Source organism: Pseudomonas piscis (assembly GCF_009380155.1).
Taxonomy (GTDB): domain Bacteria; phylum Pseudomonadota; class Gammaproteobacteria; order Pseudomonadales; family Pseudomonadaceae; genus Aquipseudomonas; species Aquipseudomonas piscis.
Genome location: NZ_WHUV01000004.1, coordinates 507,266 through 527,389, shown reverse-complemented (window position 1 = coordinate 527,389; position 20,124 = coordinate 507,266). Strand labels below are relative to the sequence as shown.

At 64.1% G+C, this 20,124-nt stretch carries 20 protein-coding genes; 9 read left to right on the top strand and 11 right to left on the bottom strand.

Features of this window, described 5'->3' with window-relative positions:
- Positions 1–100: 100 nt before the first annotated feature.
- Positions 101–415 carry a DMT family transporter gene (locus GDH07_RS24270; RefSeq protein ID WP_022642007.1) on the bottom strand — a complete coding sequence of 105 codons (315 nt, stop codon included), beginning with the start codon at positions 413–415 and terminating at the stop codon, positions 101–103.
- A 9-nt stretch (positions 416–424) separates the two neighbouring features.
- Positions 425–1,063, bottom strand: a complete 639-nt coding sequence (locus GDH07_RS24265; RefSeq protein ID WP_152899124.1) for an FMN-dependent NADH-azoreductase — start codon at positions 1,061–1,063, stop codon at positions 425–427.
- A gap of 137 nt (positions 1,064–1,200) precedes the next feature.
- On the opposite strand from GDH07_RS24265, the gene GDH07_RS24260 reads away from it, so the two are divergent.
- Positions 1,201–2,112, top strand: a complete 912-nt coding sequence (locus GDH07_RS24260) for a LysR substrate-binding domain-containing protein (RefSeq protein ID WP_152899123.1) — start codon at positions 1,201–1,203, stop codon at positions 2,110–2,112.
- A 120-nt stretch (positions 2,113–2,232) separates the two neighbouring features.
- Positions 2,233–2,763, top strand: coding sequence for a ferritin-like domain-containing protein (locus GDH07_RS24255; RefSeq protein WP_022642004.1), 531 nt, complete (start codon positions 2,233–2,235; stop codon positions 2,761–2,763).
- A gap of 57 nt (positions 2,764–2,820) precedes the next feature.
- Here GDH07_RS24255 and GDH07_RS24250 read toward each other — a convergent pair whose 3' ends face one another.
- Positions 2,821–4,896, bottom strand: coding sequence for an AsmA family protein (locus GDH07_RS24250; protein ID WP_053132311.1), 2,076 nt, complete (start codon positions 4,894–4,896; stop codon positions 2,821–2,823).
- Between the two features lie 386 nt (positions 4,897–5,282).
- Here GDH07_RS24250 and GDH07_RS24245 point away from each other — a divergent pair, with 386 nt between their 5' ends.
- The 7 genes from GDH07_RS24245 (at position 5,283) to GDH07_RS24215 (ending at position 10,559) form a co-directional block, all read left to right on the top strand.
- Complete coding sequence (locus GDH07_RS24245) at positions 5,283–5,831, top strand: hypothetical protein (protein WP_022642002.1); 549 nt, start codon at positions 5,283–5,285, stop codon at positions 5,829–5,831.
- Positions 5,832–5,993: 162 nt separating this feature from the next.
- A complete protein-coding gene (locus GDH07_RS24240; RefSeq protein WP_022642001.1) occupies positions 5,994–6,626 on the top strand; it encodes a TetR family transcriptional regulator in 633 nt (210 codons plus the stop codon).
- A gap of 267 nt (positions 6,627–6,893) precedes the next feature.
- Positions 6,894–7,394, top strand: a complete 501-nt coding sequence (ureE, locus tag GDH07_RS24235; RefSeq protein WP_152899122.1) for an urease accessory protein UreE — start codon at positions 6,894–6,896, stop codon at positions 7,392–7,394.
- Positions 7,391–8,065, top strand: a complete 675-nt coding sequence (locus tag GDH07_RS24230) for an urease accessory protein UreF (protein ID WP_022641999.1) — start codon at positions 7,391–7,393, stop codon at positions 8,063–8,065. The genes ureE and GDH07_RS24230 overlap by 4 nt, the downstream gene beginning before the upstream one ends.
- A gap of 24 nt (positions 8,066–8,089) precedes the next feature.
- A complete protein-coding gene (gene ureG, locus GDH07_RS24225) occupies positions 8,090–8,704 on the top strand; it encodes an urease accessory protein UreG (RefSeq protein ID WP_152899121.1) in 615 nt (204 codons plus the stop codon).
- 34 nt (positions 8,705–8,738) lie between these two features.
- Positions 8,739–9,311, top strand: a complete 573-nt coding sequence (locus GDH07_RS24220) for a HupE/UreJ family protein (protein WP_152899120.1) — start codon at positions 8,739–8,741, stop codon at positions 9,309–9,311.
- A gap of 108 nt (positions 9,312–9,419) precedes the next feature.
- Complete coding sequence (locus tag GDH07_RS24215; protein ID WP_152899119.1) at positions 9,420–10,559, top strand: AGE family epimerase/isomerase; 1,140 nt, start codon at positions 9,420–9,422, stop codon at positions 10,557–10,559.
- 25 nt (positions 10,560–10,584) lie between these two features.
- Here the strand turns inward: GDH07_RS24215 and GDH07_RS24210 are convergent, their stop codons facing one another.
- The 8 genes from GDH07_RS24210 to amaA form a co-directional block, all read right to left on the bottom strand.
- Positions 10,585–11,490 (bottom strand): cation diffusion facilitator family transporter, encoded by a 906-nt coding sequence (locus tag GDH07_RS24210; RefSeq protein ID WP_103325702.1) that lies wholly within the window; start codon positions 11,488–11,490, stop codon positions 10,585–10,587.
- Between the two features lie 275 nt (positions 11,491–11,765).
- Positions 11,766–12,533 carry an SDR family oxidoreductase gene (locus GDH07_RS24205; RefSeq protein ID WP_053132321.1) on the bottom strand — a complete coding sequence of 256 codons (768 nt, stop codon included), beginning with the start codon at positions 12,531–12,533 and terminating at the stop codon, positions 11,766–11,768.
- Between the two features lie 825 nt (positions 12,534–13,358).
- Complete coding sequence (locus tag GDH07_RS24195) at positions 13,359–14,075, bottom strand: ABC transporter ATP-binding protein (protein WP_022641911.1); 717 nt, start codon at positions 14,073–14,075, stop codon at positions 13,359–13,361.
- Positions 14,072–14,944, bottom strand: coding sequence for an ATP-binding cassette domain-containing protein (locus GDH07_RS24190; protein WP_022641910.1), 873 nt, complete (start codon positions 14,942–14,944; stop codon positions 14,072–14,074). Before GDH07_RS24190 ends, GDH07_RS24195 begins: the two co-directional genes overlap by 4 nt.
- The gene (livM, locus tag GDH07_RS24185) at positions 14,941–16,236 is read right to left on the bottom strand and encodes a high-affinity branched-chain amino acid ABC transporter permease LivM (protein WP_152899118.1); all 1,296 of its coding nucleotides are present in this window, start codon (positions 16,234–16,236) and stop codon (positions 14,941–14,943) included. The genes GDH07_RS24190 and livM overlap by 4 nt, the downstream gene beginning before the upstream one ends.
- 2 nt (positions 16,237–16,238) lie before the next feature.
- Positions 16,239–17,153 (bottom strand): ABC transporter permease subunit, encoded by a 915-nt coding sequence (locus GDH07_RS24180; RefSeq protein ID WP_022641909.1) that lies wholly within the window; start codon positions 17,151–17,153, stop codon positions 16,239–16,241.
- Between the two features lie 161 nt (positions 17,154–17,314).
- Entirely contained in the window at positions 17,315–18,451 is a 1,137-nt protein-coding gene (locus tag GDH07_RS24175; RefSeq protein ID WP_022641908.1) for a branched-chain amino acid ABC transporter substrate-binding protein, read from the bottom strand.
- Positions 18,452–18,813: 362 nt separating this feature from the next.
- Positions 18,814–20,097 (bottom strand): L-pipecolate oxidase, encoded by a 1,284-nt coding sequence (amaA, locus tag GDH07_RS24170; RefSeq protein WP_152899117.1) that lies wholly within the window; start codon positions 20,095–20,097, stop codon positions 18,814–18,816.
- Positions 20,098–20,124: the final 27 nt, after the last annotated feature.

Sequence of the window (20,124 nt, the reverse complement as noted above, 5' to 3'; positions counted from 1 at the left end):
ACATCCTTGTACGGGGACGGTGGCCTGGCTGAAAGCTAGACCATAACCAAGGCCGTGGTCAGTCTTTGTGACCGTTTGGCGACCGCCCCATGACAAGCCCTCACGCGCCCTGCTTGAGCCCCACTACCCCCGCCAGGATCAACCCCACCGACACCAGCTTGAGCGGCGTCAGGCTCTCGCCCAGCAAGGCGAACCCCAGCAGCACCGTGCCCAGGGAGCCGATGGCGGTCCAGATCGGATACGCCACGCTGACCGGCAGCTCGCGCAGGGCCAGGGTCAGGAAGTAGACCCCGCCCAGCGCCGCCACCAGGGTCAGCAGCGACGGCCAGGGCCGGGTGAAACCTTCGGCGTACTTCATGCCCATGGCGAACGCCACCTCGAAGGCCGCAGCCAGCAACAACAATCCCCAGGCCATGGGCATACCTCAGAAGCGCCGGGCCAGGGCCAGCAATTGCTGTTCGGCCTGGACGCAGGATTGCTGGAATCGCTCGGGCACCGACTCTTCGCCTTCGGCCGCGATCACCGTGACGTCGTCGATGCCCATGAAGCCCAGGGCGGTACGCAGCCAGCGGTCGGCGTGGTTCATCGCCTCGTACTCGCCACCCGGGCCGAAACCGCCGCCGCCACGGCTGGTGATGACCAGCACCTTCTTGCCCAGTACCAGCGGCTGGTAGTGGGCCACGCCGTTGTCCAGCTGGGTGTCGAAGGTCAGCCCCAGGCGCACGATATGGTCGACCCAGGCCTTGATGCCGCTGGGCACGCTGAAATTGTGCATGGGCGCCGAGATCACCAGGCGCTGGTGCTCGAACAGCTCGCCGACCAACTCATCGCTCAGGGCCAGGTCGGCCTGCATCGACAGCGGGCGGGCCTCGGGTTGTGGATAGAACGCCGCGGCGATGAAGGCCTCGCTGACATGGGGAATGGTCCCGCGCCCGACTTCTCGGCGGGTCAACGAACCTTGGGGGTTGGCCGCTTGCCAGGCCTGCAGGAATACCTCGGCCAGGCGCCGGCTGTGGGATCGCTCGCCTCGGGGACTGCCATGGACTACAAGAACTTTACTCATCTGAACTTCCTCATGCGCTAGAACCTGGACGGCCTTGAATGCCTATCGATTTCGCGCTAAAGCTAGAGCCAGCGGCATTCGCCAACAAACGAATTAAAATCCATTCAGATGAATTCAACTCAGCTATGGAGAGCTCTATGTTCGCCCACCTGCCTCTCACCGCCCTGCGGACCTTCGAGTCTGCCGCGCGCTTGCTGAGCTTCAAGGAGGCGGCCGACGACCTGTCGGTGACGCCCACGGCAGTGTCCCATCAGATCCGCAGCCTGGAGCAATGGCTGGGCGTGCCCTTGTTCGAACGCCTGCCACGCCAGGTGCGCCTCACCGAAGCCGGCGATCGCTTGTTCCACAGCCTGCATGGCGCCCTGCTGGATGTGGCGCAGAGCGTCGCCACCCTGCGCCCGGCTCCGGACAACGGGCAGTTGACGGTGTCCACCACGGCCGCCTTCGCCGCCCTGTGGCTGGTGCCGCGCCTGGGTCGCTTCTACGCCCAGCATCCAGGCATCAACCTGCGCCTGGACACACAGTGCGAGGTGGTGGACCTGCAACAGGATGCCAGCATCGACGTGGCCATCCGCTATAGCCAGGACGGCTACCTGAATTTGCACGGCCTGTGCCTGTTCGATGAACGCTTCGCGGTCTATGGCTCGCCGCAACAAGTGGCGCTGGCCGGGCAACAACGGCCGGCGCTGATCAGCGTGCACTGGCGCAGCTCCACGCTGTATGCCGATGGCTGGCAGGCCTGGTGTGCCCAGGCCGGGGAAAACTGGCTCGAGGGCCAGCCGCAGGTACGCTCCTACGACGAAGAGCAGTACGCCCTGCAAGCGGCCATCGCTGGCCAGGGCCTGGTGCTGGCCAGCAATATCCTGGTATCGCAGAGCGTGGCCAGCGGTCTGTTGCAGGCCTACCGCCCGGACATCCATGTGGGCGGCGCCGGCTATTGCGCGTTGTGCGTGCCCGGGCGCGAGCGCCATCCGCCGGTGCGGGTATTCCTCCAGTGGTTGCAGCAGGAGGCGCTGCTGGCCGGGCACCCGTTGCTGGGTCGCAGCTGAAGCTGGCCGTCGCGGCACATCCGATCAAACTTTTTGCCGCTCCCGCGACTCACACCCTAGGTAGCGACCAGGCCCGCAGAGCCCGGCGCAAGACGGATTAGCCCCCTAGGAGAAACCAATATGAGCCAGATGCATTTGTCCGATGTGAACAGCCTGCGCGAACGGGCCCGCAGCCACGTGGAGAACGGCGCCGTGACCGCCGGCTACAACGCCGATCGCGAGGAAGTGCTGCGCCTGCTCAATGAAGCCCTGGCCACCGAGCTGGTCTGCGTGCTGCGCTACAAGCGCCACTACTTCATGGCCAACGGGCTCAAGGCCAGCGTGGCCGCCGACGAGTTCCTCGAACACGCCACCCAGGAAGCCGAGCATGCCGACAAGCTGGCCGAGCGCATCGTCCAGCTGGGTGGCGAACCGGAATTCAACCCCGACCTGCTGTCGGCCAAGTCCCATGCCCAATACGTGGCCGGCAGTAGCTTGAAGGAAATGGTCTACGAGGACCTGGTGGCCGAGCGGATCGCCATCGACAGCTACCGCGAGATCATCCAGTACATCGGCGACAAGGACCCGACCACCCGCCGCCTGTTCGAAGAAATCCTGGCCCAGGAAGAAGAGCACGCCGACGACATGGCGGACATCCTCCAAGACCTGTAGCGCCTGCCCGGCCCGCCCCTGGATGCAGGAACGGGCCGGCCCCTCTCAGTCCCTGTCTTACTTGCCCGGCTTGACCGTCGCCGGCGCCTTGCCCGCACGCATCTGCTGCAACAGTGGCGCGCACTGGTTGGGTTCGTCATTGCTCGGCGCCACCAACGCCAGGAGCCCTGCCGCCGGACCGGCGATCACCCCCAGCGCCACCATTCCCGCTCCACGCAATACCAGCGGCACGGCCTTGACCCCGGCGCTGGGCTGGATGAACTTGCCCTGCACATAGAGTGGCGAGCGCAGGGAGAACAGGCGCAGGCCCTTGGACTCGGGGGTGATGGTCAAATCCAGCTGCTCGGTGGCCATGTTGGCGGTGCCATCGACATAGATGATGGCGTTCTCGGTATCGAAGACGAACAGGCGCGAAGTGGCGAGGCCGGTCTTGATGCCGAAGTCGGCGGCGGCGCAGTTGATCTTCACATCCTTGTCGCCGAACAACTTGCCCACCACATAGTTGCCGACGTTGAGCCCGGCGATCTCCATCAGCCCGCGGCTGATGGCGCCATCGTTGATCAGCATCTTCAGGTCGCCGTTGGCGCTGCCCAGCAGGGCCGCCACCGAGTTGCCGCGCCCGGAGAGATCGGCATCGCCGTTGAGCTCGCCGAAGCTGGTCTTCATGGGCTCGAAGGTGGGGAACAGTTGCTTGAGCTTGAAGTTGCGCGCGGTCAGCCGGGCCCGGCCTTCCATGGGCGCGGTGTGGCCATTGAGGCGTACCTGGGCATCGAGCTTGCCGCCGGCCACGCCGAAGCGCAGGGGTTCCAGGCTGAGCTGGCCGTCGTTGAGCACCAGGTGGGTATAGAGATCGGTGAACGGCAGGTCGGAGCTGTGGACGATGCGCTTGCCGGTGAACTCGACGTCGGCGTCCATATCGCGCCAGCGCTCGGTGCGAAACTCCTCCACCGGCAACACCTTGTCCGCCGGTTGCTTGCTCTCGCCGCCCCGGGCCTTCTGCTTGGCATTGGAGTCGGCGCCGATCAGCGGCCCCAGGTCGCGGAACAGGAGCTGGTTGGAAACCAGCGCCCCGCTGAGCTTGGGCCGGGGTTGGCTGGCCACGTAGGTCAGGTTGCCGTGGATGTCGCTGTCGCCGATCTTGCCGTTGAAATCCTTGTAGCTGAACGTCGCGCCGGCCGGGTCGTGCAGCTTGGCGCTCAGGTGGCCATCGGTGGAGTACGGCGGGGAATCGGGCAGGGTCACCCCGGTCAATGGATAGAGGTTGCCCAGGCTAGTGCCCGCCAGCTTCAGGCGCAGGTCCAGGGCGCCCAGGTTCAGTGGATCGGTGAGGCTGCCGCGCAGCTCGATGCGCGAGTCGCCAATCTGCGCCTGGGCCTGGAGCGGGAACGGCCTGCTGCTGTCCTTGAGGGCCAGCAGGCCGCCGATCTTGCCGGTGCCAGCGAGCTTCTGCCCGTGGTACTGGCCCTTGACCTTGAGGGCGAAGGCATAGGCCTGGGGTTCGGCGCCTTGCTCGGCGGCTTTCTTCGCCTCGCTCTGGCCAACGATGTCACTGAACGGAATTGGCTGGCCGAGCAGTTCCACCAAAAGGTCCAGGCGGGTCTTGAGGCTCTGGTCGTCCAGGGTCACGTGGCCCTTGTCGAAGCCGATGGCGCCGATGTCCACCGTCCAGCTGGATGGCTCGGCATCGGGGTCCGCGGGATCGAAGGTGAAGGTCCAGTTGGCACGGCCGTCGGCCAACCGCTGCAAGGCCGCCTCGGGCTCGGTGAGGTCGATGCGCGGGATGCTCACCTGCCGCGCCAGCAGCGCCAGGGGCGAGATCCGCAGTTCGACCCGCTTGAGGCCGACCATCTGCGGTGCCTTGGACCAGTCCGGGTTGCCCAGGGTCAGGTCCTCGGCCACCACATGGGGCCAAGGCACCCAGGCCCGCCAGCCACCCTCGTCGGGCTCGCGCCGCCAGGCCACCGACAAGTCGCCATTGATCGCGAACGGCCGGTGCAATTCCTCGGACACCTTGGCATTGAGGGCCGGCTTGATCCGGTTCCAGTCGAAAAAGGCCACCACCAGCACCAGTAGGGCCAGCAACAGGACCAGGCCGGTGAAGGTCCAGGCGAGGATTTTACGAGTGCGCGTCATGGCACGAGGCTCCTTGAGACAACTGAGCGCCGAACCACGACGCATCGATGAAGAACCGGGGTAAAACCACCGGCATTGAAACTACGACTGACAAAGTCCCCACAGGTTTGATCGGCGACGCCGACCCGGGGGAAAAACCGGTCATTGCTGACCACTTGGACAGCCATGTGTTACCGCTCATCGCCCCTCCCTGGAGCATGGGTGAGTCGAAACTACCCACCCCGGTGCACGACCCTGAAAGCGGAGAAGCCCGGGCTAGAGCCTCGCGGCAAACAATCAATTCTGTTGATTATCATCATTGTGTTTATGAACTTTTATATCGATTTTGTGGCGGTAACATTAGCTCCGTACCCAGTTTTTCGCCCTCCCAAGGAGCACCCCCTATCATGAAACGCCACATCCTCTTGAGCCTGACCTTATCCATCCTGGCCGCCAACGCCTTCGCCCTGCCCGCCGCCGAACAGGCCACTCCACAGGTCCAGGCCAGCCATAGCAGCGTGTTCACCCAGACCCTGGCCGAAGGTGGTTCGGATCGCCTGATCGAGCGCAACAAGGTCGCCGCCGATGGCTATGATCGCACCCCACAAGGCCAGAGCGTTGCCGAAGATGGCTACGACCGTACTCCACAAGGTCAAAACGTAGCCGAAGGCGGCCGTGATCGCCTGGAAGAAAAAGGCCTGGTCGAAGATGGCTACAGCCGCACTCCACAAGGCCAGACCGTTGCCGAAGGTGGCCGCGATCGCCTGGAAGAGAAAGGCCTGGTCGAAGATGGTTACAGCCGCACTCCACAAGGCCAGACCGTTGCCGAAGGCGGCCGTGATCGCCTGGAAGAAAAAGGCCTGGTCGAAGATGGCTACAGCCGTACCCCACAAGGCCAGACCGTTGCCGAAGGCGGTGCCGATCGCCTGGCCGAACGCCATCAAGCTGCGAGCTGAGGCCATGTTGGCCCAGAAAAAAGCCCGGTCCCTGGATCGGGCTTTTGACTTTCCAGCGCAGCAATCCCACCTCCGGCCTACCCAGGCCTGACGCCAGTTCGACTCGGGCAAAGTTGATTTGCTAGAGTGCCCCGCTCTCCCAAGCGAAGAATTCCCTTCCAGATGCTGCCCCGCGCCGAACAGAAGCAACAGACCCGCAACGCCCTGATGGATGCCGCCCGGCACCTGATGGAGGGTGGTCGTGGTTTTGGCAGCCTGAGCCTGCGGGAAGTGGCCAAGGCCGCCGGCATCGTCCCCACTGGTTTCTACCGGCATTTCAGCGACATGGACCAGCTTGGCCTGGAGCTGGTCAGCGAAGTGGGCCAGACCTTTCGCGAAACCATCCGCCTGGTCCGCCATAACGAATTCGTCATGGGCGGCATCATCGACGCGTCGGTGCGCATCTTCCTCGATGTGGTGGAGGCCAAGCGCGTGCAGTTCCTGTTTCTCGCTCGCGAGCAATACGGCGGCTCGTTGCCGGTACGCCAAGCCATCGCCAGCCTGCGGGAAAACATCAGCTCGGACCTGGCCGCCGACCTGGCGCTGATGCCCAAGCTGCAGCACCTCGATGTGGCCGACCTCAGCGTCATGGCCGACCTGGTGGTCAAGAGCGTGTTCGCCACCTTGCCGGACATCATCGATCCGCCGGTCCAGGCCTTGCCCGAACACCTCACACCCCAGGCGAAGATGACCCAGCAGCTGCGCTTCATCTTCATCGGGCTCAAGCACTGGAACGGCTTGGGCAGTACCGAGTAATTCCCCCCACCACTGCGCCAGATCTCCCCCGCCCTGCTCTGGAGCAGGCCTTTGCGCCTGCCCGTCAAACAGGCACCGGATTGCGGCAAAAACATTTGCAGCGCACCAAGCCAGTGCTATAAATCAGCTCGGCGCAGCAATTTGTAACAAGATGAAACAAGGCTTTGCCCCTTTTCCAGGCGCAGTAGCAGGGGTTTTCCTTTCCTTCGAGCGATTGGCAAGGCCCTTGCTCTGGCTTGTGCATCGTTCATAGCTGGAAGCTTTCCGATGCTGGTGATCCATCGCCGAACCACCCCCCAGGCCTCCTGGTCCGCTGAACTGCACCTGACCTATGAAGCGCGCAGCAAGAGCCGCCTGCGCTGCTTCAGCGTCGAAGGCGAGGACGTCGGCCTGTTCCTGGAACGTGGCCAGCCACCGCTACATGATGGTGAGTTCCTGGTCGCCGAGGACGGGCGCATCGTCAGGGTCTGCGCCCGCGCCGAGACCCTGCTGCATGTCACCTGTGGCAATGCCCTGGAACTGACCCGCGCGGCCTATCACCTGGGCAATCGCCACGTGGCCTTGCAAGTGGGCGATGGCTGGCTGCGGTTGCTGGACGACTACGTGCTCAAGGCCATGCTCGAACAACTGGGGGCCTGCGCCAGCGTCATCGAGGCGCCATTCCAGCCCGAGCATGGCGCCTATGGGGGCGGGCACCATCACTCCCATCACGGCGACGCGGACTTCAACTATCCGCCACGCCTGCACCAGTTCGGCGCTCGCCCTTGAACCCGGCCTGGGCCCTGTTGCGCCTGGCCAGTCCGCAGCTGCCCATCGGTGGCTACAGCTATTCCCAGGGCCTGGAGATGGCGGTGGAACAACAGCGGGTGCATGACCCTGACAGCGCCCGGCGCTGGATCGGCGACCAGTTGCTGCTCAACCTGGCGCGCTTCGAGGCCCCGCTGCTCTGGGGCCATTGCCTGGCCGCAGCGGAGCAGGACTGGCAGCGCCTGCACCAGCTCGGTGAAGAGCATCGGGCCAGTCGTGAAACCCGCGAGCTGTACCTGGAGAGCCGGCAAATGGGCTACTCCCTCAAGCAACTGCTCGAAGGCCTGCCGGAACTGGACGCCGGCGCCCGGCAAATGCTGGCGCGACAGGACGAACCGCACCTGGCCCTGGGCTGGGCCCTGGCCGCCCGTGCCTGGCAAATCGCCCCGCGCGATGCCCTGGCCGCCTGGCTTTGGAGCTGGCTGGAGAACCAGCTGGCAGTGCTGATGAAGACCCTGCCCCTGGGCCAGCAGGCCGCCCAGCGCCTGACCAGCGACCTGCTGCCACTGCTGCAACAGGCCCAGCAGCAGGCCACCACTCTTGATCCCCAACACTACGGCAGCGCCGCCTTCGGCCTGTCCCTGGCGAGCATGGCCCATGAGCGCCAGTACAGCCGCCTGTTTCGTTCCTGAGGGCCTGTCATTTTGGAGAAGCACATGAATACACAACCCTTGCGCGTCGGTATCGGAGGCCCGGTGGGCTCCGGCAAGACGGCCCTGACCCTGGCCCTGTGCCTGGCCCTGCGCGAGCGCTACAACCTGGCGGTGGTGACCAACGATATCTACACCCGCGAAGACGCCGATTTCCTGGTGCGCAACCAGGCCCTGGCACCGGAACGGATCATCGGCGTGGAAACCGGTGGCTGTCCGCACACCGCCATTCGCGAAGACGCCTCGATCAACCTGGAGGCCGTGGATCAGCTGAACCGCCGCTTCCCGGGGCTGGACCTGATCCTGGTGGAGTCCGGCGGCGACAACCTGTCGGCTACCTTCAGCCCGGAACTCTCGGACCTGACCATCTACGTGATCGATGTCTCGGCCGGCGACAAGCTGCCGCGCAAGGGTGGCCCCGGCATCTGCAAATCCGACCTGCTGGTGATCAACAAGATCGACCTGGCGCCGCTGGTCGGCGCCTCCCTGGACCTGATGAACAGTGACACCCAGCGCATGCGCAGCGGCAAGCCGTTCGTCTTCAGCAACCAGAAGACCGGCCAGGGCCTGGAGGACATCATCGCCTTCATCGAACGCCAGGGCCTGCTGAGCGCAGCCTGAACCCAACCTCGACCCTAGAAAAGGACAGCGATCCATGACCTTCCAACGCATCCTCGGGGCCCTGGCCCTGCTGCTGGCTCCCACCCTGGCCCTGGCCCACCCCGGCCATGGCGACAACGGCCTGGTGGCCGGCATCGGCCATCCGCTCGGCGGCCTCGACCATCTGCTGGCGATGGTCGCGGTAGGCCTGTGGGCCGCCCAACAACAAGGCGTGGCGCGCTGGGCGCTGCCCTGCACCTTCGTCGGCACCATGTTGCTGGGCGGGCTGCTGGGTTTCACCGGCCTGCAACTGCCAGCCCTGGAAAGCGGCATCGCCGCCTCGGTCCTGGCTCTGGGCTTGGCGGTCGCGCTGGCAGTACGCCCGCCGCTGGCCCTGGCCATGGCGGCCACAGCCTTGTTCGCCCTGTTCCACGGCGTGGCCCATGGCCTGGAACTACCGGACATGTCCAGCCCCTGGGCCTATGCCGCAGGCTTCGTGGCTGCCACCGCGGCCCTGCATGCCGCAGGGTACGCCCTGGTGCGAGCGCTACCGCGGACCGCCGCGCCCCTGGTGCGCATGGCCGGTGCGGCCTCTGCCGCCGCCGGCGTGTGGCTGCTCGCCGGTTGAAACCCTCAGATCGCAGTCGCCTCGGTGGCTGCGACGCAGGGCCAATCGGCACGGCCTTCTCTGCTAACATGTCGCGCATTCAAACCTGCCGTTAGAAGACGCCAGCCAATGCTCGATGTATCCCGCCCTACCCCTCCGCCAGTCGCCAATGCTGTGTTCCAGGCCGTGCAGCAGCATTTTCACAAGGTGATCGTGCCCCTGTGGCAAGGGCCGGGCTGGAACCCGCAACTGGCGCTGCCCTACGAGGCGCTGGACACCGAGCACCAGCCCCTGCCGCCGCAGCGCTATCGGGCCATGGCCTGCGCCCGACAGTTGTACGTGTTTTCCCAACTGATCGGCGAGGCCAGCGCGCCCTTCGCCGCGGAGCGCGCCGCAGCACTGTTCCGCTCGCTGCAACGGCATTTCCACGATGCCGAGCACGGCGGCTGGTTCTACAGCATCGACCCCGAAGGCGCGCCGCTGGACCGGCGCAAGGACCTCTACACCCACGCGTTCATCGTCTTCGCCTGCGCCCACTACTGGGCCAGGGTCCGCGAACCGCTGGTGGAGTCGACACTCAATGCAGCCCTGGAAGTGGTGGCCCAGCGTTTCGCCCAGGGCGAGGGGCTCTACGAAGCCAGCCTGGGCGAGGATTGGTCCTTGCTGGGCAGCGGTCCGTTGCAGAACCCCTCGATGCACCTGGCCGAGGCCTTCCTCGCCACCCTCGCGGCCCGTGACGATGCCTCGGTGGAGGCAGCCTTGCTCGAGTTGTGCCAGGCCATGCAGCAGCACTTCATCGAGCCACAGCAGGGCGTGATGATGGAGAAACCCCTGTGGGCTGTGGATAACTGGTTCGAGCCAGGACACCAGTTCGAGTGGTATTTCCTCCTCGCCTCCTCGCCCCTGCTGCGCCAGGGGCCGCTGCACGCCTGCCTGGAACGGGCCTTCACCCTCAGCGAACGGCTGGGGGTCGATCCCCAGAGCGGCGCGGTATGCGCGATGCTCGAACTGCCCCCCCAGGCCAGCCCCAGGGATGCCACCCAGCGTATCTGGGCCCAGGCCGAATATCTGCGCGCGCTGACCTTGCGCACCGATGGCCAGGCCTTCCTGGAGCGCCAGCTACAGGCGCTGCAAGGCAACTTCCTGCATGCCGGCGGCTGGTACGAATGCCTGGACGCCAATGGCGCGGTCAGCCGCCAGGACATGCCTTCGACTACGCCTTATCACCTGGCCACCTGTTATCAGGCCCTGGCTGGCTACTTCGGCTGAAACGCCTGGCCGGCCCACAGGCCGGTCAGGCGATCCACTTGCGATCGCCGGTGAAGCTGATGGTCAGCCAGCGTGCGGCATCGGCTCCGCCCAACTGGCGGGAGATGTCCTCGCGCAAGCGGTCCAGGGTCGCGACATCCTGTAGCGGATAGTCGGCCGGCAGCACCACGTGGATCTCGATGAAACGCGCCCGGCCGTGCTTTTGCACATAGCTGACATAGTCCTCGAAACCATGGGTGGCCTTGGCTTGTTCCATCACTGTGCGCACGGTCTCGTCCAACTGGTCGGGAGCGATGCCCAGCACCTCGCGCAAGGCCGGGCGCAGGATCTTCAGGGCCGGCGCCAGCATGCTCAGGGCCAGGGCGATCAGGATCAGCGGGTCGACATACACCGCCCACTGGTCATGGCCGTAGTGTTTGAGCAACAAGGCGCAGAGGAAGCTCACCAGCAGGCCCACCGACAGCATGGCGTCCACCAGCCAGCTGATATTGTCGAACTGGATCAGCGACGACTTGAGCTTGCGGTTGCGATGGCGCACGTAGAAGAAGTAGGCGAACTCCACCACGGTGAACACTGCAGCGTAGACGATCACCAGGCCAAGCTCGATTTCCCGGCCCCCATTGATGATGCCGAACACACCGTTGAGAAAGGCGTAGATGGCGATCAGCAGCAGGAAGCTGCCCTCGATCAACAGCACCATGGGTTCCAGGTGCCAGAAGCCGAACTGGAAGCGCTGGTTGCCCGGCTTGGTGATCAGCCTGGCGGTGATCAGCATCAGCACCTTGATGAAGGTGGCGATCAGAGAAAAGAAACCATCGAACAGGATGGATTGGGCGCCAGAAACAAAACCTGTGGCGATACCGGCGATCGCCACGGCGAACATCAGTACGGTCGATTGCTTGAGCAGAGCCTGCTCACCTCGGTTACTCACGATTCCTCCCACGGAACTTGGAAAACACCGCCTCGATAACAGCGGCAGTACAAATTTAGGGGAGGAATTCTAGCGTGCCTCGGCTTCGGCAAGCTGAAACGAATCAGCTTATATATTTCCGCGTGCGTCCAACCTCGCTGCGAGGCTGTGGATAACGGCTGTTGCTGGGCATGATCATGAGCGCCGTGCAAGGTCCCGCGGACCTTGGCGCAGCCTCGCCAGCTCAGCAGCGGCAAGAGTACCGCGCACTGCCCGCGAAGCTGCACCGTGGCAGGTCAGGCCTTGGCGTTGCGGTCGATGGCGAAACCGGCCCAGGACTGGCTGACCGGCATCAGTTCCAGGCTGTTGATGTTGACGTGGGCCGGGGTGTTCATGACCCAGAAGATGGTCTCGGCGATGTCTTCGGGCTGGATCGGCTCGGCGCCAGCGTAGGTGGCGTCATAACGGGCCTGGTCGCCGGCGAAGCGCACCAGCGAGAACTCGCTTTCGCATAGGCCCGGCTCGATGTTGGTCACCCGTACCCCAGTGCCCTGCAGGTCGCAGCGCAGGTTCAGGGAGAACTGTTTGACGAAGGCCTTGGTGCCGCCATACACATGGCTGCCAGGGTATGGGTAGTTGCCGGCGACGGAGCCCAGGTTGACGATCCCGGCACCACGGCCATGGGCGATCAGCCGCGGCAGCAGCAGGCGGGTGCTGTACATCAGGCCCTTGATGTTGGTATCGACCATGGTGTCCCAGTCGTCCAGGTCGCACTTGGGCGCCGGATCCGTACCCAGGGCCAGGCCGGCGTTGTTGATCAGGCCGCGCAGCTTGGCGAACGTCGGCGGCAGGTTGTCGATGGCCTGTTCCATGGCCTTGCGGTCCCGCACGTCCAGCACCAGGCCATGGACTTCGGTCTGCTTGGAGAGCTCCGCGCACAAGGCATCGAGGCGCTCCTGGCGGCGACCGGTCAGTACCAGCGACCAGCCGGCCTCGGCAAAGCGCCGGGCACAGGCCTCGCCAAAACCGGAAGTCGCGCCTGTGATGAACAGAGTGGAAGTCATGGTGTTCTCCTTGCTGGGGGGCGGGCCGCCATTTCAATAAAAAAGCGTTTCGCAGCATGCCCGGCCCGGCCTCGGGCGGCAACCGGCCCTGAACCCAGGAAGCGTCATGGCCACAGCGCCCACAGTCGCAGTGGATATCCCCAGGTGCCTGTACAAAAAACAACCACCAGGCGCAAAGCCAGGCCCTGCGGGGCCTGTAGCCAGGTGCGCGCACCTTATCCACAGGCCGGTCCACAGTCTTTGGGGGCAACTGGCAAATACTCCAGGCCACGATCCACAAGGCCTGCGCGGGTACAGGCAAAGTTTTTCCCTTGACCTGGGCCGGCCGTCCGTGCCGCCGCAGCCTGAAAAGATGACCGAACGGTCAAACAATAGAAGGCCAGAGGCCAGTAACCACGCCGCCCCGGGAGTTCTTTCCAGAGTTTAATCACAGACTTATCCACAGGCTTGTACAGGGCTTCGCCCACCGCCTGCTGCGACAATAAAAAGGTTGACAAAGCCGTCCTGAAGATCGCCAAAAGCCACTGATCAAAAAACCAACGATTGCCTACAAGCCACGTCCTGCAAGGCTTTCAGCCAGCTACTCCCACGTTACCCACAGCCCGTTCCACAACAAACGGGGACAACTCAAAACGGTGGAAAAACAACCGTTTGCGGCATCTTCATGCGGCGTTTTGGCAACTTGCCCAAGAGGTTTTCCACAATTGTCGGACGCAAATCAGTACCCTCCTCACAGCCAGCCCCGGAAATCAGGCTGAACCTGCGGGTGTGGATAAAAAAGGCCCCGCCGGCGCGAACCGGCAGGGCCTTTTCATCCACAGCCGGTCAGTGACCGCCCAGGTAGGCGTTGCGCACCTCCTCGTTGACCAGCAGTTCCTTGCCGCTGCCGCTGAGACGGATCTCGCCGTTGACCATCACGTAGGCGCGGTCGGACAGCTTGAGTGCATGGTTGGCATTCTGCTCCACCAGGAAGATGGTCATGCCGCTGGCCGCCAGCTCCCGCAGGGTGGCGAAGATCTGCTTCACCACGATCGGCGCCAGGCCCAGGCTCGGTTCATCCAGCAACAGCAACTTGGGCCGGCTCATCAAGGCCCGGGCGATGGCCAGCATCTGCTGCTCGCCGCCGGACATGGTCATGGCGCGCTGGTTGCGCCGCTCCTTGAGCCTGGGGAACAACTCGAACATGCGCTGCATGTCCTCGCTCGCGTACTTGTCGCCGATGGGAATGGTGCCCATCAGCAGGTTTTCCTCCACGGTCATGTCGGGGAACACCCGGCGCCCTTCAGGGGACTGGGCGATGCCGTTGGACGCGATGTAGTGGGACGACTTGCGGGTGATGTCCACACCGCGATAGAGGATCTGTCCGGACTCGGCCCGGGGCTGGCCGAAAATCGACATCAAGAGGGTCGACTTGCCAGCGCCGTTGGAGCCGATCAGGCTCACGGTTTCCCCTTCGTCGATGTGCAGCGAGACCTTCTTCAAGGCCTGGATCGGCCCGTAGTACACATCCAGGTCCTTGAGCTCGAGGATAGGTTGAGTCATGCCAGTTCCTCTTCGTCGGCACCCAGGTAGGCGGCGATCACCTTCGGATCGTTGCGGATCGCCTCCGGCCCGCCTTCAGCGATCACGTTGCCGTGGTCCAGTACCACGATATGGTCGGAAATGCTCATCACCATGCCCATGTCGTGCTCGATCAACACCACGGTCAGGTCATGTTCGTCGCGCAGCAACCGGATCATCGCGCTCAGCGCCTCGGTTTCCTGGGGGTTGAGGCCCGCGGCCGGTTCGTCGAGGCAGATCACCTGCGGCCGCGTGCACATGGCCCGGGCGATCTCCAGGCGCCGCTGCTGGCCGTAGGACAACTCGCCGGCCAGGCGGTTGGCGCAGTCCACCAGGTCCACCACTTCCAGCCAGTAGAAGGCCTGGTCCAGGGCATCGCTTTCCGCCTTGCGATAGCCCCTGGTGTTGAGCACTCCCGCCAGCAGGTTGCGATTGACCCACATGTGCTGGGCCACCAGCAGGTTCTCCACCACCGACATTTCCCGGAACAGGCGGATGTTCTGGAAGGTCCGCGCCAGGCCGGCCCGGTTCACCAGGTGGGTGCCGCCGAACATCTTGTAGTACAGGCGGCTGGAGAAGTTTTTCGGCGACACGAAGTCGCTGGCACGGAACGGCTCGCCCAACAGCTTGATGACGTTGGTCTGCTGGCCCCGGGTATTGAGTTCGATGCGGCCACCGGATGCCTTGTAGAAACCGGTGAGGCAGTTGAACACCGTGGTCTTGCCGGCACCGTTGGGGCCGATCAGGGCGAAGATCGAGTTGCGCTTGACCTTGAGGCTGACATCGCTGAGGGCCTTGATGCCGCCGAAATGCATCATCAGGTTCTCGACCGAAAGAATGTATTCGCTCATGGTGCGCTCCTTGGGGTCAAAACGCCTTTGCGCGGGGTCACCCCGGTGCGGCTGATGCGGATCAAGCCCCGCGGCCGCCAGATCATCATCAACACCATGAGGATGCCGAACAGCAGCACCCGGTATTCGGAGAAGCTGCGCAGCAGTTCAGGCGCCACGGTGAGCACGAATGCGGCGATCACCACGCCCACGGTGGAACCCATGCCCCCCAGCACCACGATGGCGAGGATCAGCGCCGACTCGAAGAAGGTGAAGGACGACGGGTTGACGAAGCCCTGGTAACTGGCGAAGAACACCCCGGCCAGGCCCGCGGTGGAGGCACCCAGGGTAAAGGCCGAGAGCTTCACCAGTACATGGTTCAGCCCCATGGCGCGGCAGGCGATCTCGTCCTCGCGCAAGGCTTCCCAGGCCCGCCCCACGGGCATGCGGGTCAGCCGGTGCTTGATGTAGAGCACCAGCAGCACCACCAGGAACAGCACGATGTAGATGAACAGGAACTTCAGGTTGGGGTTGTATTCCAGGCCGAAGAACTCATGGAACGGCACTCCACCGTCCTTGGCCTTGCGCCCGAACTCCAGGCCCAGGAAGGTCGGCGACGGCACCGGCATGCCGTTGGGACCACCGGTGAAGGACAGCCAGTTGTTGAGTACCAGGCGGATGATCTCGCCGAACCCGAGGGTCACGATGGCCAGGTAGTCGCCATGCATGCGCAACACCGGGAAGCCCAATATGCATCCCGCCAGTGCCGCGGCGACCGCCGCCAGCGGCAGCACCGTCCAGAAGCCCAGGCCCAGGTACTGGTAGCCCAGGGCCAGGCCGTAGGCACCGATGGCGTAGAACGCCACGTAGCCAAGGTCCAGCAGCCCGGCCAGGCCCACCACGATGTTCAGCCCAAGGCCCAGCAGCACGTAGATCAGGCCGAGGATCACCACGGTCAGCAGGTACTTGTTGGCGAAGAACGGAAAGACGATGGCGATCACGATCAGCGCCGGGATGATCCAGCGCAGCCGCGATTTGTAGTCCGGCGCCAGCACATGCACGCCCGAGCCACTGCTTTCGAAACCCTGGAGGATCTTCAGCCCGCGCGGGGTCTGCAGGAACAGGCTCAGGGCCAGGCGCCCGGCCATGACGATGGCCACCAGCCAGGCGACCCGGGTCGGTTCCAGGTTGAAACTGTAGCCGTCCAGGACCACGCCCACGATGGGGCCGAACACGATCAGCGAGATCAGCCCGGCGAGCACGGCGTCGACGACGCTCTTCTTGATGTCTATCGGTTTATTGGCAGCAGACATACTTACACCTTCGCCACGAGTGGGCGACCCAGCAGGCCTTGGGGACGGAAGATCAGGATCAGCACCAGCAGCGAGAAACTGAACACGTCTTTGTAGTCGGAGTTGATCAAGCCGGAGAACAACGACTCGGAGATACCGAGGATGATCCCGCCGAGCATGGCCCCGGGCAGCGAGCCAATGCCGCCAAGCACCGCGGCGGTGAAGGCCTTGATGCCGATGACGAAGCCGGCGTAGAAGTCGAAGGTGCCGTAGTTCATGGTGATCAGCACCCCGGCCAGGGCGGCCATGGCCGCGCCGATGATGAACACGTAGGAGATCACCCGGTCGGTGTTGATCCCCAGGATCGAGGCCATCTTGCGGTCTTGCTGGGTGGCCCGGCACATGCGCCCGAGCTTGGTGTACTTGATGATGTAGGTCAGCAGTGCCATGCCGGCGAAAGCCGCCACCAGGATGAAGATCTTGGTGTAGGTCAGTTGCACGAAGCCACTGCCGATATCCACCTTCCAGGCTCCGGCCAGCAGGGTGGGCACGCCCTGCTGCTTGGCGCCCTGGCTGATCTGCGCGTAGTTCTGCAGGATCAGCGAGATGCCGATGGCGCTGATCAGCGGCGCCAGGCGGGTGGAGTTGCGCAGGGGCTTGTAGGCGACGCGCTCGATGACCCAGCCGTAGATCCCGGTGACCACGATGGTGAAGATCAGGGTGCCGAGGATGAGTAGCGGGAAGGATTCGATGCCGAAGTAGGCCAGCAAGGCCAGGCTGATTGCCGCCAGGTAGGCGGAAATCATGTACACCTCGCCATGGGCGAAGTTGATCATGCCGATGATGCCATAGACCATTGTGTAGCCGATGGCGATCAGACCGTAGACGGACCCGAGGGTCAGTCCGTTGATCAGTTGCTGCAGGAAAATACCATCCATAACGCAATCTCACGGACTTGAGAGACGGCACAGGGCGTCGACGCCGGACAGGGATCACCCATCCGCGCAACACGTCCGTTGTGCAGCTCTACGAGAAAAGGCAAGTACTGCACGAGTACGGACCGATACCAGGGGCCGGTATCGGTCCGTGCGGACTCATGTCACTTCTGTTTTTCCAGCTGGTGGTATTTGCCGTCCTTGTCCCACTGGTAGACCACGTAGTCGGAGACCTTCAGGTCGCCCTTGGCATCCCAGGTCTTCTCGCCCATCACGGTCTTCACCGGATTGGCCTTGAGCCACTTGGCGGCGTCCTCGCCCTTGTTCGACTTGGCACCATTGAAGCCGGCGGCCAGGGCCTGGATCGAGGCGTAGGCGTACAGGGTGTAGCCCTCGGGCTCGGTGCCGGCCTTGCGGAAGGCGTCCACCACGGCCTTGCTGTCCGGCAGCAGGCGTGGGTCGGCGCCGAAGGTCATGTACACGCCATCGACGTACTGCGGGCCACCGGCGGTGGTCACCAGTTCGTCGGTGACGATACCGTCGTCGGACATGAACTTGACGTCCTTCAGGCCCTGCTCGCGCAGTTGGCGCACCAGCGGGCCGGCCTCGGGATGCAGGCCGCCGAAGTACACCACGTCGGCACCGGCGGCGCGGATCTTGGTCACCACGGCACTGAAGTCCTTCTCGCCCCGGGTCAGGCCCTCATACAGCACCGGGGTCACGCCGCGCTTGGTCAACTGCGCCTTGGTGGCGTCGGCCAGGCCCTGGCCGTAGGTGTCCTTGTCGTGCAGCACCACGACCTTCTTGCCCTTGAGCACATCGATGATGTAGTCGCCGGCCACCACGCCTTGCTGGTCGTCACGCCCGCACATGCGGAACATCGCCGACAGGCCACGCTCGGTGACCTGGGGGTTGGTGGAGCCCGGAGTGATGGCAATCACCCCGGCGTCGCTGTAGACCTCGGAAGCCGGGATGGTCGACGAGGAGCAGAAGTGCCCGACCACGCCGGCCACCTTGTCCTGGTCCACCAGGCGGTTGGCCACTGCGACCGCCTGCTTCGGCTCGCAAGCGTCGTCGCCCTTGACCAGGACGATCTTCTCGCCGTTGACCCCGCCCTTGGCGTTGATTTCGTCAGCCGCTGCCTGTGCACCCTTCATGTACTGCTCGCCAAATGCCGCGTTGGCGCCTGTCATGGGACCCGCTACGCCGATCTTCAGGTCGGCTTGAGCAAACGCAGAAACACCCAGCGCAGTTGCCACTGCGAGGGCCAGGAAGCCTTTCTTGTAAAACGTCTGGGACATGAGGTGATGCTCCAAGGTTTTTTTAGTTGGCACTGCGACTTACATCAATGCTCAGAGCAAGCGCCGTGCCAGTGGTTTTTTATTCTTAGAAAAGTCGCTGTCTTATTGTTATTTCGACTGTTTCGAGCCCATTTTCATTGGGCGTGCAACCGTCTAAACCGCGGAAGGTAAAACCCTGTTTTCCAGTGGGCGCAACCCACTCGTGCCATCATTGCAACCGCGACACAATTCAACGTGCAACCCTCTTGTAACAGCCTGCGTCACCGAACTGCACACCAGTGGTGCGCAACTGCTACGAGCCGCACCACTACAGGCTAGTCGCTGCATCGAAAAGCGTCGTCAATGGCTGTGCATTTCCTCATTCAGATAACGATTCGCAGGCATTGGCCGGCGTGGTAGAGAGAGAACCCGGCCTCGTACAGGCAACTGCGCAGGGCCGCGCCAGGCAACGGCTGCATGGGCGCAAAGGGGATCGGCAAGGCCTGCGGGTCGCCATTGCACAGGTAGTCGGCGAAAGCCTTGCCGACCACGGTGCCGGTGGTCACCCCACGGCCGTTGTAACCGGTGACGGCCACCAGCCCCGGGGCCGGCTCGAACAGGCGCATCAGGTGGTCGGGGGTGAAGGCGATGCAGCCGGTCCAGGTGCACTCCCACTCCACTGGCTTGAGGTAGGGGAAGTAATGCTGTTGCACCCGGTCGGCCCAGGCCTTGAGGAACCACAGGGGCTTCTGGTTGCCATTGCCCAGGCTGCCCAGCAGCAAGCGGCCCTCGGCATCCCGGCGGATGCTGCTCAGCACCTGGCGGGTATCCCAGGAACCCTGGCCACCGGGCAGGATCTGCTGGGCAGCCTCTTCGGTCAGCGGCACCGAGGCCACCTGGTAGTAGTAACCCGGGAAGAAATTGCGCCGCAATTCGGTCCAGTCGCCCTCGGTGTAGGCATTGGAGGCGATCACCACCTGCTCGGCCAGCACCGAACCCTGGTCGGTCTGCACCGACCAGCGCTGGCCCTGGCGTTCCAGGCGGGTTACCGGCGAATGATCGAACAGCCGGCCGCCCAGGTCGGCCGCGGCCTTGGCCAGGCCGCTGACATAGGCCATGGGGTTGATGGTCCCGGCCCGGCGATCGAGCAAGGCCGCGGCGATCTTCCTGGTCCCGGTGGCGGTTTCACAGGCCGCGCCGGTGAGCAACTCCACCGGCGCGCCCCGACGCTTCCATTGCTGCTCGCGGCTGCGCAGGTCGGCCTCGCCCCGGGCGTTGTGGGCCATGTGCAAGGTGCCTTCGCGGCGCAACTGGCAATCGATGCGGTACTTGTCCACCAGGCTGAACACCAGCGATGGCGCCGCACCGAGCATGCGATTGAGCTGGCTGCCGACTTGTTCGCCGAAGCCGGCCTCGATCTCGTCCGGTGGAATCCACATGCCGGCATTCACCAGGCCGACGTTACGCCCCGAGCCCCCCTGCCCGGCACGCTGGGCCTCCACCACGCAGACCCGCTTGCCCTGCTCCAGCAGATGCACCGCCGCCGACAAGCCGGTGAAGCCGGCGCCGATGATGCAGACATCCGCCGTCTGCTCGCCCCGCAGCGGTGCGTGATCAGGCCTTTGCGGAGTCAATCGTTCCCATAGACATTGTTCTTGTAGTGCCATCGCCAACTCCGAAATCAACCCACATGG

Coding starts and splice junctions, on each gene's coding strand:
- GDH07_RS24215 (WP_152899119.1), top strand. CDS start 9,420: ATGCTCGATGTATCCCGCCCTACCCCTCCGCCAGTCGCCAATGCTGTG.
- GDH07_RS24240 (WP_022642001.1), top strand. CDS start 5,994: ATGCTGCCCCGCGCCGAACAGAAGCAACAGACCCGCAACGCCCTGATG.
- ureG (WP_152899121.1), top strand. CDS start 8,090: ATGAATACACAACCCTTGCGCGTCGGTATCGGAGGCCCGGTGGGCTCC.
- GDH07_RS24180 (WP_022641909.1), bottom strand. CDS start 17,153: ATGGATGGTATTTTCCTGCAGCAACTGATCAACGGACTGACCCTCGGG.
- GDH07_RS24245 (WP_022642002.1), top strand. CDS start 5,283: ATGAAACGCCACATCCTCTTGAGCCTGACCTTATCCATCCTGGCCGCC.
- GDH07_RS24175 (WP_022641908.1), bottom strand. CDS start 18,451: ATGTCCCAGACGTTTTACAAGAAAGGCTTCCTGGCCCTCGCAGTGGCA.
- GDH07_RS24265 (WP_152899124.1), bottom strand. CDS start 1,063: ATGAGTAAAGTTCTTGTAGTCCATGGCAGTCCCCGAGGCGAGCGATCC.
- ureE (WP_152899122.1), top strand. CDS start 6,894: ATGCTGGTGATCCATCGCCGAACCACCCCCCAGGCCTCCTGGTCCGCT.
- GDH07_RS24260 (WP_152899123.1), top strand. CDS start 1,201: ATGTTCGCCCACCTGCCTCTCACCGCCCTGCGGACCTTCGAGTCTGCC.
- livM (WP_152899118.1), bottom strand. CDS start 16,236: ATGTCTGCTGCCAATAAACCGATAGACATCAAGAAGAGCGTCGTCGAC.
- GDH07_RS24255 (WP_022642004.1), top strand. CDS start 2,233: ATGAGCCAGATGCATTTGTCCGATGTGAACAGCCTGCGCGAACGGGCC.
- GDH07_RS24270 (WP_022642007.1), bottom strand. CDS start 415: ATGGCCTGGGGATTGTTGTTGCTGGCTGCGGCCTTCGAGGTGGCGTTC.
- GDH07_RS24205 (WP_053132321.1), bottom strand. CDS start 12,533: ATGACTTCCACTCTGTTCATCACAGGCGCGACTTCCGGTTTTGGCGAG.
- GDH07_RS24250 (WP_053132311.1), bottom strand. CDS start 4,896: ATGACGCGCACTCGTAAAATCCTCGCCTGGACCTTCACCGGCCTGGTC.
- GDH07_RS24195 (WP_022641911.1), bottom strand. CDS start 14,075: ATGACTCAACCTATCCTCGAGCTCAAGGACCTGGATGTGTACTACGGG.
- GDH07_RS24220 (WP_152899120.1), top strand. CDS start 8,739: ATGACCTTCCAACGCATCCTCGGGGCCCTGGCCCTGCTGCTGGCTCCC.
- amaA (WP_152899117.1), bottom strand. CDS start 20,097: ATGGCACTACAAGAACAATGTCTATGGGAACGATTGACTCCGCAAAGG.
- GDH07_RS24190 (WP_022641910.1), bottom strand. CDS start 14,944: ATGAGCGAATACATTCTTTCGGTCGAGAACCTGATGATGCATTTCGGC.